The sequence below is a fragment of the Paraburkholderia sp. RL17-337-BIB-A genome (genome assembly GCF_046025895.1).
Taxonomy (GTDB): Bacteria; Pseudomonadota; Gammaproteobacteria; order Burkholderiales; family Burkholderiaceae; genus Paraburkholderia; species Paraburkholderia fungorum_C.
This window is the reverse complement of sequence record NZ_JARESY010000002.1, coordinates 3576955-3594371: the sequence shown is the minus strand read 5'-3', so window position 1 is coordinate 3594371 and position 17417 is coordinate 3576955. Positions and strand designations below refer to the sequence as shown.

Below are 17417 nucleotides of genomic sequence, written 5' to 3'. Positions count from 1 at the left end.
GGGCCGCGCCGTGAATCTGAAAAAGCTCATTGCGGCGGGACTCGCGCTGGTCGTGCTGGCGGTGTTTCCGGTGTTGTCGGGAAACCCGTATTACATCCATCTGTTCGAGACCATCATGATCTACGCGATCCTGCTGTTCGGTCTCGACATCGTCGTCGGCTATACGGGCCAGGTGTCGCTCGGACATGCCGGATTGTTCGGCGTGGGCGCTTATACGGCGGGGGTGCTGTTTTTCAAGCTCGGCATGCCGTTCTTCGTCACCGCGCCGCTCGCGATCCTCGTGACGGCCGGCTTCGGCGCGATTCTCGCGTTGCCGGCATTGCGCGTGTCCGGCCCCTATCTCGCGATGGTGACGCTCGCGTTCGGCACGATCCTGCAGATCCTCATCAACGAGATGGATTTTCTGACCAACGGGCCGATGGGCGTGAAGATTCCGAAGCCGTCGATCGGCGGGCGGCCGATGAACGAGGTCGAATATTACTGGCTCGTCGCGGCGCTGCTGGTGGTGTCGCTGATCGTCGTGCATCGTGTGCTCAAGTCGCATCTGGGCCGCGCGTTCGAGGCACTGCGCGACAGTCCGATCGCGTCGGACTGCATGGGCGTTTCCGTGTACCGCTACAAGGTGTACGCGTTTGTGATCAGCGCGGGCTTCGCGGGGCTCGCCGGTTGTCTGTACTCGTATTCGGAGCAGTACATTTCGCCGAACACGTATAACTTCGAACTGACCATCCTGTTCCTGCTCGCGATCATCATGGGCGGGCGCAAGACGCGCACCGGCGCGTTGCTCGGCTCGGCGATCATCGTGCTGCTGCCGAAACTGCTCGACGATATCGACATGTTCCGCATCGTCGCCTCGGTGCTGGCGGCGGTCGTCGTGATCGGCGCGGGTGTGGCGCTGGCGCGCAAGGTGTCGGCGCCGCGCAAGGTCGCGATTCCGGTACTCGGCACGGTGGGACTTGCTGCCTTCTCATATCGGATCGATACGCTCGCCGACTGGCGGCTGACGATCTTCGGGCTGATGATTCTGCTGGTGGTGTATTACCTGCAGGACGGCGTGGTCGGCTTCGTGCGCAAGATCGTGACGCACGGCCGGGTTCGCACGGTGACCGTCGATACGACGAAACCGGCGGCGATCGGCGGCGACGCAATTCAGGCGGTGCATGCGGGGGGCGCGACCGGGAACATCCTTGAACTGCGCGGCATTCTGATGCAATTCAGCGGACTGAAGGCACTCAACAACGTCGACCTGATTGTGCAGCGTGGGACGATTCACGGCTTGATCGGACCGAACGGCTCCGGCAAGAGCACGATGATGAACGTGCTCACCGGCATCTACGTGCCGACCGCCGGCACGCTCGAGTATCGCGGCCAGTCGCTCGCGGGGAAGACGTCGTCGCAGATCGCGTTGTCGGGTATCGCGCGCACGTTCCAGAACGTCCAGCTGTTCGGCGAAATGACCGCGCTCGAGAACGTGCTGGTCGGTCTGCATCACACGTTCAAGACGAACCTCGCCGATGTGGGATTGATGTCGGCGCGCTACAAGCGCGAAGAGCACGCCGCCCGTGAGCGTGCGTTCGGCATGCTGCGTTTCGTGGGGCTGGAAAACGTCGCCGGGGAAGAAGCGCGCAACCTGCCGTACGGCAAGCAACGGCTGCTCGAAATTGCGCGTGCGCTCGCGCTCGACCCGCAACTGCTGCTGCTCGACGAACCCGCCGCGGGGCTCACCGCGCCGGATATCAAGGAGCTCGTCGCGATCATCCGCAAGGTGCGCGATCACGGCATTACCGTTGTGCTGATCGAGCATCACATGGACGTGGTGATGAGCGTGTGCGACCGCGTCTCCGTGCTGGACTTCGGGCAGAAGATCGCCGAAGGCAGGCCCGCCGACATCCAGTCGAACGAGAAAGTTATCGAAGCTTATCTCGGCGGCCAGGCTGCCGGGCAAGCTGCGTGAAGACGCTCACGTCTCCCACAGGAACAGACATGCTATCGATCAGAAATCTGCATGCGGGTTACGGCAAGGTCAAAGTGCTGCATGGCATTTCGATCGACGTGCCGAAGGCGTCGGTCGTCACGTTGATTGGCTCGAACGGCGCGGGCAAGACCACGACGATGCGCGCGATCTCCGGCATGATCCGCCCCACTGCCGGCGAGATCACGATGGGCGTGGGCATCGACGCGAAGCGCATCGACGCGCTGGATTCGCACCGCATCGCGCGGCTCGGGCTCGCGCATTCGCCGGAAGGCCGGCGCGTGTTCGCGACGATGAGCGTCACCGACAATCTGCTTCTCGGCGCTTTCCCGCGTCTCACGTGGGCGAGGCCGCGCGGCGATGTGAATGCGGATCTGGAGCGGGCGATCGAACTATTTCCGCGGCTGAAGGAGCGCCGGCATCAACTGGCCGGCACGCTCTCCGGCGGCGAGCAGCAGATGCTGGCGATGGCGCGCGCGGTGATGCTGAATCCGGATATCGTGCTGCTCGACGAACCGTCGATGGGGCTCGCACCGATTCTCGTCGAGGAAGTGTTTCGGATTATCGGCAATCTGAAGAGCGAAGGTGTGACGATGCTGCTGGTTGAGCAGTTTGCGGCGGCAGCGCTTAATGTGGCCGATTATGGGTACGTGCTGGAGAATGGCAGGATCGCGGCGCATGGTCCTGCGGCGGCGTTGCGTAATGATCCTTCGGTTAAGGCGGCTTATCTAGGGGCTAGTCATTGATGGGGGGCGGGATTGATGACCCGCTATAGACGACGTTTTTCAGCTTTTGCGGCCGACCTCACGCGACCAGCAGATAGCCGAGCACGACGTCTGTAATGTGTTGCTGCCGTTCCATATAGGCGCGCCGCGTATTCAGGTCGCGCCCAAACGACATGGAAAGGGTGTAGTTGTTCGAAAGGTAGAAGTATCCCAAGCCGGCAATCGATATATAGAGTTGCAGCGGGTCCACGCCGCCGCGGAAAATGTTGCTGCGTTGCCCCCGCGCCAATACTTCGCGCAACGTCTCCACGAGCGGCGAACGCATGCGGCTGATCGTGGGCGAAGACTGCAGATGTTCGGCACGGTAATGATTTTCCGCCGTGAGCAACTGAAGAAACTCCGGATGTTCCACGTAGTAATTCCATGTGAACAAAATCAGTGCCCGGATCGCTTCGACCGGTTGGAGGTCGAGTAGCGCCAACTTATCTTCGGCATCGCGCAAGGACTGATAGGTTTCTTCCATTACGGCAACGAACAGGGCCTCCTTGTTGTTGAAGTAGTAATAGATCATCCGTTTGTTCGTGCTCGCTCGCTGTGCGATGTTTTCGATGCGCGCGCCGCCATAACCCTGCTGGGCGAATTCGTCGCGCGCAGCGGCCAGTAGTTGTGCACGGGTGCGGTCGCGATTGCGCGTGGCCTTTTCTATTTCGGTCATCTTTGTTCATGTGAAAAAGCGATTGGTGAACGATCGCCGGTTCGATTGAATGTTCGCCGAGCTCAGAAGAACGCCCCCGAAGTCGACTTGGCGAGAATAACTAACCGAGGTATTATTAACTACATCGGGAATTAAATCTCTATGCGATGAGGTCATCACGCGACCGGCTCGCACTACCAAGGAAGAACTTCCATGCCGTTGGACTCCGAACTCCGAGAATACTACAACCGTTTGCGCGTGCACCTCGCGCCCATGGACTCAACAGGCGTGCAAGCACGCCGGGATCGTCTGCGGGCCACCGGGGCGCTACTAGACGAGACTCGCCCGGTGGCTCTCGATGTAACGGATTTTTCCATGGAACTGGAAGGGCGCACGTTGGCGGCGCGCCTCTACCGTCCGCACGGCGTCGTCACGCCGGCCCTGGCGATGTTCTTTCATGGCGGCGGCTGGGTGGTCGGCGACCTCGACACGCACGACCTGGTAGCCGCGCGCCTGGCCGACGCCCTGCGCTGCGCCGTCGTCAGCGTCGATTATCGGCGCGCGCCCGAAGCGTCTTTTCCAGCCCCTTGTGACGACGCCGCAGACGCCGTCATGTGGCTTGCGGAACACCGCAAGCGGCTTGGGCTTGCGACAGGTACGCTGGCCGTGATCGGCGATAGTGCCGGCGCTCACCTCGCGGCAGGCGCGGCGCTCGCCGTCAACGAGCGGGTCCCTGGACTCGTGTCGGCCCAACTGCTGCTGTACCCGATGGTGGACACGGACTTCACCCGGCCAAGCTACGCCGCCAGTGCAGGCGTTCCGGGGATCACGCTGGCCGATATCGAGTTTTACTGGGCATCTTTTCTTCCGTCTTCCGCCCCGCAAGATGATGGGCGAGCGTTACTGCTCGCGCATGCGCCGCTCTCGGCTGCTCCAGCCACGGTACTCGCAGTGGCTGAACTCGATCCGCTGAGCGACGAAGGCCGCGAGTATGCGGCCCATCTCGAGCGTCATGGTGCGCAGGTGGAATTGATCGAGGCCGAAGGAATGACGCATGGATTCATGCGTGTGCAGGGCGCGTCGAAGGCGGCAGGCGAATGGGCCGCGCGAATCATCCAGCGATTCGACGCGCTGTGGGCGCGTGGCTGATCCGCTGGGATACGGCGGCGAATGCCGCCGATATCTAAAGCGTCAAGCCGTCAGCCGCCGCAGCTTCATGACCGCGCTGCCGGGACTCGTCAAGACCGGCTGCGTACTGCGCGCCGCAACTGCCGCGGCCGCTCTAGCCGTCGAGAAATGCGCGAGCAGGATGGTCGAGCAATGGGCGAGGCGCGGTGCGGCTTCGGCAAGCAGACGATCATGAGTCGCGGCATCGCCCGATTTCAGCGCATCTAGCGCGCCCGGAACATACACGGTATCGAGTTGCGCCGAGACCTCGCGGCGTCTCGCCTCATCGTCGAACTCTCGCGTCATTGACGCGATACTCGGCTCGAAAGTGGCCAGCATGCCGACCACGCCACCCGCATCCAGCGACGCTTCGAACATCGCTTCGTTGGGTTTCAGAACGGGAATCGGGAGGCGCTTTGCAGCCTCGTCGATCGCCGGGCCGAACGCCGAGCACGTAAACAGCACGCCTTGTGCGCCGCTATTTGCCGCATAGTCGGCGAGCGCGGCAATACGCCCGGTTATCGCGGGCGTCAGCGTGCCGGCCGCTTCGAGATCGCGGGGCAGCGCGTCGTCGAGCAGGTTGCCGCATTGCGCGGCAGGCCAGAACTCGCGCATTGCTGCTTCCACCGGCCGCATGGCCACCTCGACGGCGTGTATCAGAACGATTCGTGTCACGATGAGCTTCCTGTCTGGTCGCTGTGCAAGTCATGCCGGAACGGGCGTGAGCAGAGCTTCGTCGCGGAAATGTCCGCACAGGTTCGCGAGCGCTTTCTTGAGCATCGCGTCACGCGCCTCGGGAGAGCGTCCGGCAATATGGGGAGTGAAGACCGTATTGGGAAGTTCGAGCAAGGCCTGCGGCGGATGGGGCTGTCCTTCGACTACATCTAGCGCTGCGCCTGCAATGCGCTTGTTCCGCAATGCATCGATAAGCGCCGGCGTATCGACGACCGTGCCTCGGGCTATGTTCACCAGGTATCCTTTCGGACCCAGCGCCTCCAGGACTCGGGCGTCGACGATATGAAAGGTCGACGGTCCGCCGGGGCAAGCGACCACGAGATAGTCCGACCACTCCGCCAGTTCGAGCACCGATGCCGCGTAAGTATAGGGGGAGTTTTCGCGAGGCGAACGCGTGTGATACGACACAGGCATGTCGAATCCGCGGCTGCCGCGTTGCGCCAGTTGCAGGCCGATGTTGCCCAGGCCCAGGATGCCGAGCCGCTTTCCCGCAATCGAGGGGAAGTCGAAGCGCGGCCATTCGCCCTGTCGAATCTGGCTGTCGCACCGTGCGATGCCTCGCACCAGCGCGAATAGCAGCGCAAACGCGTGGTCGGCTACGTTCGAGTCGTTGGTGTTCGGTCCGTAGCTCAGCTTGACGTTGCGGGCGCGAGCCGCCTTGATGTCGACGGCCTCGAAGCCCGCGCCCAACGCATGGATCAGTTCGACGCGCGGCAGCGCTTCGAGTTGCGAGCTGTTGAGCCCGGTGATGCCATTGGTCAGCACGGCGCGCACGCTAGCGCCAAGTTTCCCGATTTGATGTTCGAGTTGCTGGGGGTTTGGAACGTAATGGACGGTGAAATGCTGGCGTAGCTCTGCAACGTGCGCTTCGGGAAGATCGACGATGACAAGAAGTTCTGGATTCACGATGTTCTCACTATAGAAAGTCTGGATGCCGCTCGAAGGGGCACGGCGAGATCAGGCAATGCGTAGCTTGAGTTCACCAACGCGCTCGATGCCACCGCTCAGGATGTCGCCGCGTTCTACTGCGCTCACGCCTTTGGGCGTGCCCGTATAAATCAGGTCGCCCGGCCTGAGCTCGAAGGAGCGCGACAGTTGGGCGATGATCTTCGGCACTGACCAGACCATGAGCGACAGGTCGGAGTCCTGGCGCCGCTCGCCGTTCAGATCGAGCCACATATGGCCTCGTTCGAGGATGCCGACCTCGCGCACGGGCGTGATGGCGCCAATGGGCGCCGCGCCGGCGAAGCCCTTCGACACATCCCACGGCTTGCCACCCTTCATCATCTCGCGGTGCACGTCACGGCGCGTCATGTCGAGGCCAGCCGCATATCCGAAGATGAGCTCGCTTGCGGCCGCTTCATCGACCTCCGAGCCGCCACGGCCGAGGGCGACAACGAGTTCGAGTTCGTAGTCGACGAGGCCGGTGCGCGGCGGGTAGTGGAACACGCCGACCGTGCCCGGCGCGACAGCCAGAAGCGATGCGGCGGGTTTGCAGAAGATGAGCGGCGGCTCCGCCAGCAGGTCGTGGCCGACCTCCAGGGCGTGATCCGCGTAGTTGCGCCCGACGCAGTAGATCCGGTGCACGGGAAATAGGGAGTCGCTGCCGGTCAGCGGAACGGTCACCGGCGCGACGGGATCGAATGCATAGCTCATGGCTCTCTCGCTGTTTGTCTTTTGAACGCTTCGGACTACAGCGTGGAAACGAAGCCGCCGCCGTCCATGAGCAGGTTCTGCCCTACGATGAATTCGGCATGAACGCTGCACAGGTAAGCACATGCACGACCGAATTCCTCCGCCGTGCCGAAGCGCCCCACCGGGACCTGCGCGTGCTGCGACTTGAGGTAATCGTCCACGGGTATCTTCATCTCGGTCGCCTTGCTGCGGACCTGTCCCATCTGCCGGTCCGTCGCAAACGGTCCGGGCAGCAGATTGTTCACAATCACGTTATGGGGCGCGACCTGGCGCGAAAGGCCACCAATGAAGCCGGTCAGTCCCGCGCGAGCGGCGTTGGACAGCGGCAGGTGCAGCAGCGGCGTCTTGACCGACCGCGAAGTGATATTGACGATGCGTCCGAAACGCCGTTCCGTCATGCCGTCGATCACTTCCTTGATGAGCAGCACTGGCGCCACCAGATTCGGGATCAGTCCTTCAAGCCACTCTTTCTCCCCTAGCTTGCGAAAATCGAGCGCGGGCGGTCCGCCCGCATTGGTCACGAGTATGTCGGGTTGCGGGCATGCGTCGAGCAGCCTCGCGCGGCCTTCGGCCGTGGTCACGTCGGCGACGACCTCCGTGACCTGGACTTTCGTCTGCGCCCTGAGCGCATTGGCGGTGGCTTCTACTTCTTCGCGATGACGGCCGTTGATAACAACGTTGACCCCTTCCTGCGCGAGCGCAAACGCGCAACCCCGTCCCAGGCCCTTGCTCGATGCACAGACAATTGCGTTTTTTCCTGCGATGCCGAGTTCCATATCAATCTCCAATGTCTCATCTACTTTCATGTAGCCGCGTTCAGACCGGCACCCACATCAACGAGCGTGTTTCCCCGAGCCGGCGAGGGATCTGCGACCAACTGTCACCGCCGTCCGCGGAGCGAAATACTTGCCCGAGAGCCGAGGCAACGAAGATCAACTTAGGGTCCGCTGGATGCGTGGCGACCGAATAGACCGTGCTCGCCACCTCGCCCGGCAAGCGGGCGTCCTGCCATGTCTTGCCGAAGTCGACGCTGCGCAGCAGGCGCCCCCACGAACCGGGAGGCCCGTCGCCGTTGGTGAGGAACAGCACGCCGCTGTCGTCCGCGCGGGCGAACAGCTTGCGGGTGTATTGCGAGGGCGAATCGATCTCGACGAAACGCCAGGAATGTCCCAGATCGTGACTGACGTGCAGGCCCAGATCCGTCGTGGCAAACACGGTTTCCACGCCATCGCGCACAACCGAGGTGACATCGTGAATATCGTCCGAGCGGATGCCCTCGGACGAGCGCTGCCAGTTTTCTCCGCCGTCGCGGCTGACCCATACCCCTGCGATCTCGACACCCGCCCATACGAGGCCCGGCACGGTCGCCGAAAACTGAAGCTTGGTGATGCGCGGCCGCAATACGAACTTGCAGGATTCGGGGAAACCGGCGTTCATCTTTTGCCACGTCGCGCCGCTATCGGTCGAGCGAAATACCGTCGCTGGACGAGTGCCGACGAGGATCGTATCGGCGTCGTCCGGCGCCTGCGCGATCGACCAGATCGCCATGTTGTCCATGGGCGAGGGCAGGTGTACGAACTTGCCTTCCCGAAGGTCGAGCCGGTAGATTCCGGAATCGGTGCCGGCGAGCATGTGGTTTGGCCGCTCCGGATGCGTCGAGAGCGCCCATATTCTCGATTCGCTATACATGCCGGTGTCGGACAGCAAACGCTTGAGCGTGTCGCCGCGATCGTCGCTGTACCAGACCGACAGGCCGCCCGTGCCGATATAAAGTCGTGGGTTCATGCTATGCCTCCGTGCAAAGTGCGAAAAAATTAAAACTTGGTCAGCATTCCAACGACTGCTGAAGTGACGCTATGGCCAGGTGTCGTGGGCAGGCCGGCTCCTTGGGCGCCACTCATGCTGAACGACGCCGCGCTGCCGTTGCGCACATGGCCGATACCGGCGTAGAGCCCCGTGCGTGCCGACAGCGGATAGTCGTAGCGCAGCGCGTAAGAGGTGGCGTCCCCCTTGCTGAAACCAATCTGGCGGTACTGGCCAAAGTCGAGAAGCAGTGTTCCCGTGCCTAACGAACGTATCAGTACGGATAACTCATAAAAATCGTTGTCGGGATTCTGAAACGTCGTGCTGTTCGCGACGCTCCCCGAGCCGTTGCGATGCATCTGCCCAAGCGCCGCCGGCTTGATCCAGCCGAAGTCGTAAGACGCTCCCGCTAGCCAGTAATTGCCGGTCTTCGTGGAGGTTCCGGAGTTGACCGGTGTGCTTTGCGCCGCGGCCTGCTGCAGGTAGTCGATATCGATGGACAGGCGCGCAATCTTGTAGACGAGGCCAACGGACGCGGTGTCGCCAAGCGTGGTCGGTTCGCCCGCCGTGCCATTGGCGCCCCGCGCATACGACGCCCGCAACTGAAGACCCGCCAACGAGGGCGACACATAGCGGATAGAGTTACTCGTGCGCGCCGACGGCAGGTAGAAGAAATTGTTCGCCGCGTTGCCCCAACCGAGTGTCCATAACTGCCCTTGTGAATAAGTCACCAGCGTGGTGAATATCGGCGTGTAGTTGACGCCCGCCTGTGCTTGCCCGAATGGGCCCGCCACGCCGACCCACGCCTCGCGCCCGAACAGCGCGCCGCTGCCCGCGATCGAACCTGTGGTGGGACTGAACCCGTCCTCGAGTTTGAACACTGCCCGATAACCTCCGCCGAGGTCCTCGCTGCCGGTGAGGCCCCAGACCGAAGGCGTCACATTGCTGCTGTCAAGGCGGGTGATCGAATTACCGCCAGCGTTGCCGAACTGTACCGAGGTGTCGATGCGGCCATACAGTTCGATGCCTGACGGCGACGGACTGCTTCCGGAGGGCGGAAGATAGACGATGCTTTGCGCGGCGGCGAGCGACGTCATGCCCGCGCAGACCGCAGCGGTTCCCGCCATCACCCAGTGTTTGAAGCGTGGTGTCATGGGTTATTCCTGTGCTTGTTCTTGTTCGAAGCGCGCATGCGTCCGGCTCGTTCGCCTGCTTTGCAGGCGGTCTGTACTGCGAGGTGGATCAGGGCGCGATCTCCTCCAGTTGGCGCTCGCTGGTCTCGATCATTTGCCATGCCGCGAACGCGCCGATGATGCCGATCACCGCAAACAGCAGGAACATGCCGTCGATCCCGTTTGCGTCGACAATCAGCCCGACCACGGCTGGGGCGACAGCCGACGCCGCGCGCAGCCAGGAGGTGGCGATCGCCGTTGCGATGGCGCGCATGCGCGTGGGATAGATCTCGGTCGTGTAGAGAAACAGCAGTGTGTTGGTGGAGCCGATGATTCCGTACCCGAGCGATCCGAAGAGAATCACAGACAACGCTTCGTGCGCCCCGAGGATCCAGACCCCGGCGAGCGCTGCGGCCGTCAATATGAACGCCCCCAGGTTCCAGTAGCGCCTGCCAACCTTGTCGATCAGCAATGCGCAGACAACCGTGATCACCACCTGCAAAACGTTAGTCAGGGATGCGAAGTGAAGTGCACTTTGCAAGTCCATGTGATAGACAGTTTTGTAGAGCGACGGCAGCCAGTTATTGAGCCCGTTCGCAATAAAGTAGGACGTGATCCACATGGTCCACACGACCACTGTGCGGCGGCGGTACACCGTCGAAAAAAGCTCCGACCAGACACGCCGTTTCCCGCTCGAGTGGTTGACGAAGCAGGTCTTGCAGTTCGCCGCAGTCACAGGGGCACGCGGCGGCGCAGTCGGCACGCGCTTTTCCGGCGGCAGCCGTGCCGCACTTGCTTCAGCCCGCTCGATCACACGTTGCGCCTCGTCCAGCCGGCCGTGAAAGATCAGCCAGCGCGGCGACTCCGGCAGCAGGGCGACGAACACTGCCGAGACCAGCGTGGGAATAGCGCCGAACAGGAACATGGCGCGCCAGCCGAGGAACGGAACGAGCCACGCGCCGATCAAGCCGGTGATCATCAGGCCAATGGGGAAAATCAACTGCCCCAGCAAGAAAAACCTCCCGCGTCCGCGCGCCTGAGACAGCTCGTTCAGGTAAGTCGCGGCCACCGGCACTTCGCCTCCCACGCCAATACCCTGGATGAACCGACAGACGAGCAGCGCGGTGAAACTGTTCGCGAAGATGCAGGCAATGCCCATCACCGACATCACGCTGATCGCGGCGGTTGCGCTGCGAATCCGACCGAAGCGTTCCGCCAGCGCGCCGAACAGGATGGCCCCCAGCAATTGCCCGACGTAGCCGATGGCGATGAGGCCGCCGATCTGCGCGCCCCGCAGGTGCCACAAGCCAATCAGGACTGGCAGGGCATAGGCGAGCGAGAGGGCGGCGTAGGCGTCGAAGAAGGTTGCGCTACCCATCACGATCCGGGCGCGGGCGTGCCATCTGGAGAATGGCACCGACTCCATGCGTTCGATCAGCATCGTCGCCCGGACATCCTGGTCGCTGGCTTCGAATACGCTTTCCGCCGATGTGAGGGGGACGGGTGCCTCCCCAGGCACAGCGGCGATCGCTGCGTGAGTCCTGAACATAAGGTGTGTCTCCACCATGTTGATAAGTCGAGCCAGTGCTGTACGCCGCGACTTGTTGCTGTGCACAAGCCCCGAGGTCAGCGGTTGTTTTCAATACTTGCTCCGTTAGTCAAACATTGCGCTTGACGGGGATTAATTCCCATTGTGGTTAACACCAAGGCACGGGGATTCTGGGTCGCCGGTGTCGAAAGGAGCGTCTTGATTAATGATGGGAGATACGGCTGTCGCTTGCGGAAAGCCGTCATACCGCATACAGATAGGCGCTTTGGACGTTTACAGGGACGCAGATGGAAGGGCGCCCATATGTCGCCGTTGTCTTCCATGACCCAAGCTTTTCTGTACCAATCCCGAGTTATATGTACCTAATCGTTAATTAAGGTCGGGATGCGTTCAACCTTTCTGTGCCGCAAGAGCCCCAATGAATCCGTCTACTTGCCCCGACCTGCCAACGACCTTGGCCGGTTGCAGCGCCGACGATTTCACCGGCGCCACTGATGTGGCGAACATGCTGGTTCGAGGCGGCATGCGTACGTTCTGACGATCGGAACGCCTCGCGAGCCGACTCAGGTTGACGCAGACGCGAAGGCCGAGCCAGTTCTGATCTTTGCGTGCTCAACGCCCGATGACGCGAGTTCGGCGTCGCGCAGGCGGGGACAGTCATGGAGGCGGCGCTGTTCACCATCGCTCGTGATCTGCGAGATGCTGACTTCAGGAAGTTCGTGGTTGCGGGCGGGGGGGGGGCTCAGGTGCCGTCGTGCAGGCGCTTGAGGTCAATGCGTGGTATCAGGCGGGGCCTGGTTCAAGTCGGGCAGCGGCGAAGCCCATTTGGCGCAAGTCAAGGAAGGCCGCAAGCGGGTGATTAGTCGCGGTTAATGGCGTCGGGCGGGGGGGGCACGTTCCCCTGCTACGCAGCCGACGATCGACTCGGCGCCGCCGCTAGCTTATTTCGCTGCCTCCCGACTCCACTCAGAATCGATTCCGCCAGTCCTTTCGGAAATCCTGACGGCACGAGACCGCTCACCTCGTTGATCACGTGATCGGTCGAGTCGACTACTTCGGCGATGATGTCCTGCGCCGTCTCGCTTCCCAGCTCAACTTGTCGAGCCTGTTCGATCCAGTGCCGGCGTTGAATCTTGTCGATCAGATAGTGATTCGTACTGCCGCGGACGGCCATCGCCATCTTCGCCTTCTGGCGCGCAATCTGATTTCGCCCCGGGCCGATGATCGGATGGGCGGAAAGCACGTCATAAAGGGGCGTCGAGCGGTATAAGCCGTTGGGTAAATGAAAAATGCTGAAGTTCTTCGCGTGCCCATCCGTTGCCGCCAGTAGCCAGAACACGAGTTGAGTTTTGAAGAACTGCCGCCGATCCTGATCCGCGTTTTCCGAGCCGAGCAACACGTCCATGATCTCGGCGATGCCTGGCCCACCGTCAGCCTGGTACTTCAGGTGCGAGGGCCTTCCGGTGGCCTGGCACATGTCTTCCTGAGGAAGGCGCACGATCCAGCTCGCGTCACTGGACAGCCTACGGTCGAAGCGCTCAACCACGAGCGCTTTCTGATCCTCGAACGTTGCAATCTCGCAATCCGCCGCGGGCAGTCCATACGCCGCTACGATTTTCGAGCACAGCCATTCGTTTTCGATCGACGTCCGCATATCCGCCTGCATGTTCCCAACGAGGCCGAGCGGGAGCTTGAAGATATGCGTGGTTGGCGTGCTGCCGGTCGGGTAGATCCACTGCTTATCATGGCGCAGCAGCGCCGTTTTCTCTTGCGCACCAGCAATCGATAACCTCAGATCCGCACCGCTGTCGTATTGGCCGAGCGGCGCTGCTGAGGTGGTATTGCGCAGCAACTGCGCGACCTGCTGATCGGATAGCGGTGTTCCAGAGATGTCGTAAAGATCGGTGGGTTGCTCATCAGGCGCAAGGAGCTGGATCGCGCCGACGCAGTCACGGCCGAGTGCCACTAGCAGATCAAAAGCATTCGTGCTGCCCGTGCGATGCCGTTGAGCCAATCGCCGACGGATCGCATCGCTATCGGGAAGCAGATTGTCGAAGAATGCGCTGACTACGTCCCCACGGTACGGTTGATTTCCGGGCGTGAATGGCATCGACAGAGAAAGGGGGCGCCCCTGTTCATCCTCGATCCACTCGTCGAGATAACTCAGGCGGTCACCTTCCCGGTTTTTTTCCCAGTAGCCGACGGGCAGGCCGTTCATCCAGATGTCGAGTCGCTGCGTCTGAGGGCGGCGCGCCATGATTACCAGTTTTCCCTTTTCTTTTTGGCCGTGATTGCCCCGAGAGGCTGTTTCGAAGTCGGCGCCTTCTGAGTTCGCGCGGAGCGGTTAGTGGCCGCCGGGGGCTTCGCTTTCTTGACAGTGGGGGCGGATTGTTGACGCTTTGGCGTGCGGGCCTGCGCGGGTTGACTGCCTGGTGCAGACGACGCCTGGCTCATGCGCAGTTCCACGTTCAGCAAACGCATGACCCTAAAAAGCCGTTCGACACTCGCCGATGCCGGATTGGCTTCCAGTTGCGCGTAGCTTTGCTGGGTGATGCCTAGCAGCTCGGCCACCGCAGCCTGTGTGAGCCCTGCGGATTTGCGGAAGCCCAACAGAATCGGGCGAAGCTGACTTAGTGTCTTGATAGCGTAATCCATCGGATTTTCTTCAGACTCGTACAGTCTCTGAACTGTATCACAAAAATACAGTTCAGAGACTGTAAAGTAGATATACAGGTTTTAGACTGTATTTGTAATTTACAGTCCCAGGCCTGTCGAGCGGGAACACGAAGCCAATCGATCAACCTGAATCTGGAAGGGCCAATAACAGGAGCACCTTTCAATCCTGTCCCAGCAGCGCCAGCGAGTCTGCGGTATAAATACCTCCCGCCTCATCCGCCAACCCCAACGTAAAACCATGTCCCACTATTTCTACGATCCCGCTGCCGGTCATGGCCTGCCGCACGACCCGTTCAAGGCCATCGTCGCCCCGCGTCTGATCGGCTGGATTTCCTCACGCGACACCAACGGCACGCTGAACCTCGCGCCTTACAGCTTTTTCGGCGCGTTCGCCAGCTTCCCGCCGATCATCGGATTCTGCAGCGAAGGCCGTAAAGACAGCGTCGCCAATATCGAAGCGACGGGCGAATTCGTCTGGAATCTCGCCACCAAGCCGCTCGCCGAGCAAATGAACCGCTCGTCCGCGCCGGTCCCGCCGCACGTCGACGAATTCGAACTCGCCGGCCTCACGCCTGCGCCAGGTCGCAATGTCAATGTGCCGCACGTCGCCGAATCGCCGGCCGCGCTCGAATGCAAGCTGCTGCAAATCGTGCGGTTGCATACGCTCGACGGCAAGCCAATGGACAACTATCTGTCCCTCGGACAAGTGGTCGGCGTTCACATCAACGAGGCCTACTTGAAAGACGGCCTGTTCGACACGCATGCCGCGCAGCCGATCATGCGCGCCGGCTACCGCGCGGATTACGCGGAAATCGGCGAGATGTTCCAGATGTTTCGCCCGAGCGCATAACAGTCCGTAAAAGCAGAAGCGTTTGAAGTTGGACGCGCCGCGTAGTGCGTGCGCGGCCTTAGCCTTTGGTGACGTGACGTGACGTGACGTGACGTGACGTCGCCGCACACCCCCCATCGCCTCCGAGTAGCGCAAAGCCAAAGCCACCCCTCGCAAACTGGCGCGCTTGATGCTTGCAACCGACGCTCCAACGCGTCGTTTTCACCTGCCGGCTCACTCAAGAGGAGCGCGATCATGTCCACCGAATTCGCCACGCAGTTCAGCCATGTCCGTCCGCAAGACACGCCCTACGTGGACCAGGGCCTACGCGACTTTTTTCTATACCGCGATTTAGGCATCGCGCAAGCAACCGGCGGCAAGGTACTCGCGCAACTCGTCAAGGCGAATCACGCACCAGAGCAAGGCACGGGTTGGCACCGCCATGAGGCCGATTTCCACATTGTGATCATGCTGAAGGGCTGGGCGCGCTTCATGTACGGCGACAAGGAGACGCTCGTCGCCGCCGGCGATTGCGTGCATCAGGCGCCGGGCATTGTCCACTATCTGTTCGATTATTCGGAAGATATGGAGTACATCGAAATTGTTTCGCCCGCCGATTTCAAGTCGATCGAAGTCGAAGGTCCGTGCGAAGTGCCGGCGGTGCAGCCGTGGAAGAGCGTCGCGGCTTGATCGCCGCTGTGTAGACCCGCGGCGCCTCGCACGACGCGGCCGTCCAACCGAACAGCTCATTGCGCCGCCGGCGGCCGTCGGCGTGCCGATCGGGACGCTTGCTGTGGCTTGGCGACGTCGCTGGGCGTGGCGCCGTTCGGCGTGGCAGTCGTCACGTTGGTATCCATCTCGACATCGCCCACCGCCGCCGCAGCCGGCGCTGCCGCCATCAGCTCAGAAGCGACGGCCACCGACACCGGCTGGATCGTGCGCGCCCGCGAACTCACCAGCACCGCGCGCGGCTCGTTGTCGTAAATCACGGCCCGTACGCGTGGATAGATCTGCCGCTCCCACCGATGCCCATTGAACACGCCATAGTGCCCCACACCGGTTTGCACGTGATGCGTCTTCAGATACGGCCGCAACTTGTCGCACATGTCCTGCGCGGCGAGCGTCTGGCCGACCGCGCAGATATCGTCCTTTTCTCCTTCGACAGTGAGCAACGCGGTGCGACGAATCTTTGAAGGCTCCACAAGACGCCCTTCTACTTCGAGCTCATGCAGCGGCAGCGCATGCCGCTGAAAAACCGTATCAACCGTCTCCAGATAGAAGTCGGCCGTCAGGTCCATCGTCGCGAAGTACTCTTCATAGAAAGTGTGGATCGCGTCGGCCTTGACCGGATCGCCTTTGGCTCGCTCGTAATACAAGGTCTCAAAAGAGTCGAGATGCCGGCTGAGGTTCATCGACATAAAAGCGGGCAACTGCACGAAGCCGGGGTACACGCGACGATGCGCGCCCGCAAAACCGAACGGCACAGCGCTAATCAGGTTCTGCTCGAACCACTCGATCGGCCTGCTCTTCGCGAGCTCGTTGACGCGCGTCGGGTTGATGCGCGTGTCGAGCGGGCCCGCCATCAGCGTCATGCTCGCGGGCTGCGCGGGATTGTCATCGGCGGCCATTAGCGCGACCGCAGCCAAAGCGGCGACTGTCGGCTGACACACCGCCAGTAGATGCGCGCCGGGTCCAATGGTCTCGGTGAAGTCGATCACGTGCCGCACGAATTCGTTGAAGCCAAAACGGCCCTGGCTTAACGGCACATCACGCGGGTTGTGCCAATCGGTGATGTAGACGTCGTGCTCGGCCAGCATCGTGCGCACGGTGCCGCGCAACAGCGTGGCGAAGTGGCCGGACATGGGCGCGATCACCAGCACGCGCGGCTGCGGATGCGAAAGCGTGGCGTCCTTACGAAAATGCAACAGCGAACAGAACGGTGTGCGCGCGGCCACTTCCTCGACGATCTTCGCCGGTTTGCCTTCCGTCACTATGCTATCGATGTCGAACGGCGGCCTGACAGGCGTGCGTCCCGCGAGCGTCAACAATTCGCAGGCCGCGCGTATCGAACGTCCATGCGACGTATCGCCGAATGCGGGCCACGCCTCGAGCGAATGATTCACCAGCGCCGCGCCGTGCCGCATCGGCAGCATCATGTCGGCGAAAGCCTGGTATGTGGGATATGCGAACAGGTTCATAACCTTCGCACGAATGCAGAAAAGGAAGGAGCCCGAATAGAGGCAAGTCATGTGCCAATCACGCAGTTGCACTGGCGCGGCTGTCCCTGCACGTTGGCATAGCATTTGCGCGGGTTAGGCCAGCGGGCCGAAATTGCCGCGCTTTGGTGCGCCCGCGCACGGCAGCGTGCATGCGCATCGTCGGGCGTCGGCGCAACGCCTC

16 protein-coding genes and 1 pseudogene are annotated in these 17417 nt (G+C 61.7%); 6 read left to right on the top strand and 11 right to left on the bottom strand.

What is annotated here, in order from left to right; all coding sequences use genetic code 11:
• Window positions 1-10 precede the first annotated feature (10 nt).
• Both P0D84_RS36645 and P0D84_RS36640 read left to right on the top strand, forming a co-directional pair.
• Complete coding sequence (locus P0D84_RS36645) at window positions 11-1954, top strand: branched-chain amino acid ABC transporter ATP-binding protein/permease (protein ID WP_408345377.1); 1944 nt, start codon at window positions 11-13, stop codon at window positions 1952-1954.
• Window positions 1955-1983: 29 nt separating this feature from the next.
• Window positions 1984-2718 carry an ABC transporter ATP-binding protein gene (locus tag P0D84_RS36640; RefSeq protein ID WP_408345374.1) on the top strand — a complete coding sequence of 245 codons (735 nt, stop codon included), beginning with the start codon at window positions 1984-1986 and terminating at the stop codon, window positions 2716-2718.
• 58 nt (window positions 2719-2776) lie between these two features.
• Here the strand turns inward: P0D84_RS36640 and P0D84_RS36635 are convergent, their stop codons facing one another.
• Window positions 2777-3412 carry a TetR family transcriptional regulator gene (locus tag P0D84_RS36635; protein ID WP_408345371.1) on the bottom strand — a complete coding sequence of 212 codons (636 nt, stop codon included), beginning with the start codon at window positions 3410-3412 and terminating at the stop codon, window positions 2777-2779.
• Between the two features lie 192 nt (window positions 3413-3604).
• Here P0D84_RS36635 and P0D84_RS36630 point away from each other — a divergent pair, with 192 nt between their 5' ends.
• Window positions 3605-4540: an alpha/beta hydrolase gene (locus tag P0D84_RS36630; protein WP_408345368.1), complete on the top strand. Its 936-nt coding sequence runs from the start codon at window positions 3605-3607 to the stop codon at window positions 4538-4540.
• A gap of 42 nt (window positions 4541-4582) precedes the next feature.
• Here the strand turns inward: P0D84_RS36630 and P0D84_RS36625 are convergent, their stop codons facing one another.
• From P0D84_RS36625 to P0D84_RS36595, 7 genes are all read right to left on the bottom strand, one after another.
• Entirely contained in the window at window positions 4583-5233 is a 651-nt protein-coding gene (locus tag P0D84_RS36625; RefSeq protein WP_408345365.1) for an aspartate/glutamate racemase family protein, read from the bottom strand.
• A gap of 30 nt (window positions 5234-5263) precedes the next feature.
• Complete coding sequence (locus P0D84_RS36620) at window positions 5264-6199, bottom strand: 2-hydroxyacid dehydrogenase (protein WP_408345362.1); 936 nt, start codon at window positions 6197-6199, stop codon at window positions 5264-5266.
• Between the two features lie 51 nt (window positions 6200-6250).
• Window positions 6251-6949 carry a fumarylacetoacetate hydrolase family protein gene (locus P0D84_RS36615; protein WP_408345359.1) on the bottom strand — a complete coding sequence of 233 codons (699 nt, stop codon included), beginning with the start codon at window positions 6947-6949 and terminating at the stop codon, window positions 6251-6253.
• A gap of 35 nt (window positions 6950-6984) precedes the next feature.
• The gene (locus tag P0D84_RS36610; RefSeq protein WP_408345356.1) at window positions 6985-7764 is read right to left on the bottom strand and encodes an SDR family oxidoreductase; all 780 of its coding nucleotides are present in this window, start codon (window positions 7762-7764) and stop codon (window positions 6985-6987) included.
• A 40-nt stretch (window positions 7765-7804) separates the two neighbouring features.
• The gene (locus tag P0D84_RS36605; RefSeq protein WP_408345353.1) at window positions 7805-8773 is read right to left on the bottom strand and encodes a WD40/YVTN/BNR-like repeat-containing protein; all 969 of its coding nucleotides are present in this window, start codon (window positions 8771-8773) and stop codon (window positions 7805-7807) included.
• A 29-nt stretch (window positions 8774-8802) separates the two neighbouring features.
• Window positions 8803-9945, bottom strand: coding sequence for a porin (locus P0D84_RS36600; protein ID WP_408345350.1), 1143 nt, complete (start codon window positions 9943-9945; stop codon window positions 8803-8805).
• An 88-nt stretch (window positions 9946-10033) separates the two neighbouring features.
• The gene (locus P0D84_RS36595; RefSeq protein WP_408345347.1) at window positions 10034-11512 is read right to left on the bottom strand and encodes an MFS transporter; all 1479 of its coding nucleotides are present in this window, start codon (window positions 11510-11512) and stop codon (window positions 10034-10036) included.
• 418 nt (window positions 11513-11930) lie between these two features.
• Here P0D84_RS36595 and P0D84_RS36590 point away from each other — a divergent pair.
• Window positions 11931-12094: pseudogene (locus P0D84_RS36590) on the top strand (four-carbon acid sugar kinase family protein); the annotation flags it as partial.
• 322 nt (window positions 12095-12416) lie between these two features.
• Here the strand turns inward: P0D84_RS36590 and P0D84_RS36585 are convergent.
• Both P0D84_RS36585 and P0D84_RS36580 read right to left on the bottom strand, forming a co-directional pair.
• Window positions 12417-13769 carry a type II toxin-antitoxin system HipA family toxin gene (locus P0D84_RS36585; protein ID WP_408345344.1) on the bottom strand — a complete coding sequence of 451 codons (1353 nt, stop codon included), beginning with the start codon at window positions 13767-13769 and terminating at the stop codon, window positions 12417-12419.
• A gap of 2 nt (window positions 13770-13771) precedes the next feature.
• Window positions 13772-14167, bottom strand: a complete 396-nt coding sequence (locus tag P0D84_RS36580) for a helix-turn-helix domain-containing protein (RefSeq protein ID WP_408345341.1) — start codon at window positions 14165-14167, stop codon at window positions 13772-13774.
• Window positions 14168-14426: 259 nt separating this feature from the next.
• Between P0D84_RS36580 and P0D84_RS36575 the strand changes: the two genes are divergently transcribed.
• Both P0D84_RS36575 and P0D84_RS36570 read left to right on the top strand, forming a co-directional pair.
• Window positions 14427-15038, top strand: coding sequence for a flavin reductase family protein (locus P0D84_RS36575; protein ID WP_408345338.1), 612 nt, complete (start codon window positions 14427-14429; stop codon window positions 15036-15038).
• Window positions 15039-15272: 234 nt separating this feature from the next.
• Window positions 15273-15707 carry a cupin domain-containing protein gene (locus tag P0D84_RS36570; RefSeq protein WP_172308620.1) on the top strand — a complete coding sequence of 145 codons (435 nt, stop codon included), beginning with the start codon at window positions 15273-15275 and terminating at the stop codon, window positions 15705-15707.
• A 56-nt stretch (window positions 15708-15763) separates the two neighbouring features.
• Here the strand turns inward: P0D84_RS36570 and P0D84_RS36565 are convergent, their stop codons facing one another.
• Window positions 15764-17215: a polyhydroxyalkanoate depolymerase gene (locus P0D84_RS36565; protein ID WP_408345334.1), complete on the bottom strand. Its 1452-nt coding sequence runs from the start codon at window positions 17213-17215 to the stop codon at window positions 15764-15766.
• Window positions 17216-17417 lie beyond the last annotated feature (202 nt).

What these genes read in the sequence shown, in the direction of transcription:
- P0D84_RS36615 (WP_408345359.1), bottom strand. Translation starts at nt 6,949, where the DNA reads ATGAGCTATGCATTCGATCCCGTCGCGCCGGTGACCGTTCCGCTGACC.
- P0D84_RS36600 (WP_408345350.1), bottom strand. Translation starts at nt 9,945, where the DNA reads ATGACACCACGCTTCAAACACTGGGTGATGGCGGGAACCGCTGCGGTC.
- P0D84_RS36630 (WP_408345368.1), top strand. Translation starts at nt 3,605, where the DNA reads ATGCCGTTGGACTCCGAACTCCGAGAATACTACAACCGTTTGCGCGTG.
- P0D84_RS36605 (WP_408345353.1), bottom strand. Translation starts at nt 8,773, where the DNA reads ATGAACCCACGACTTTATATCGGCACGGGCGGCCTGTCGGTCTGGTAC.
- P0D84_RS36575 (WP_408345338.1), top strand. Translation starts at nt 14,427, where the DNA reads ATGTCCCACTATTTCTACGATCCCGCTGCCGGTCATGGCCTGCCGCAC.
- P0D84_RS36635 (WP_408345371.1), bottom strand. Translation starts at nt 3,412, where the DNA reads ATGACCGAAATAGAAAAGGCCACGCGCAATCGCGACCGCACCCGTGCA.
- P0D84_RS36570 (WP_172308620.1), top strand. Translation starts at nt 15,273, where the DNA reads ATGTCCACCGAATTCGCCACGCAGTTCAGCCATGTCCGTCCGCAAGAC.
- P0D84_RS36640 (WP_408345374.1), top strand. Translation starts at nt 1,984, where the DNA reads ATGCTATCGATCAGAAATCTGCATGCGGGTTACGGCAAGGTCAAAGTG.
- P0D84_RS36580 (WP_408345341.1), bottom strand. Translation starts at nt 14,167, where the DNA reads ATGGATTACGCTATCAAGACACTAAGTCAGCTTCGCCCGATTCTGTTG.
- P0D84_RS36585 (WP_408345344.1), bottom strand. Translation starts at nt 13,769, where the DNA reads ATGGCGCGCCGCCCTCAGACGCAGCGACTCGACATCTGGATGAACGGC.
- P0D84_RS36610 (WP_408345356.1), bottom strand. Translation starts at nt 7,764, where the DNA reads ATGGAACTCGGCATCGCAGGAAAAAACGCAATTGTCTGTGCATCGAGC.
- P0D84_RS36595 (WP_408345347.1), bottom strand. Translation starts at nt 11,512, where the DNA reads ATGTTCAGGACTCACGCAGCGATCGCCGCTGTGCCTGGGGAGGCACCC.
- P0D84_RS36565 (WP_408345334.1), bottom strand. Translation starts at nt 17,215, where the DNA reads ATGAACCTGTTCGCATATCCCACATACCAGGCTTTCGCCGACATGATG.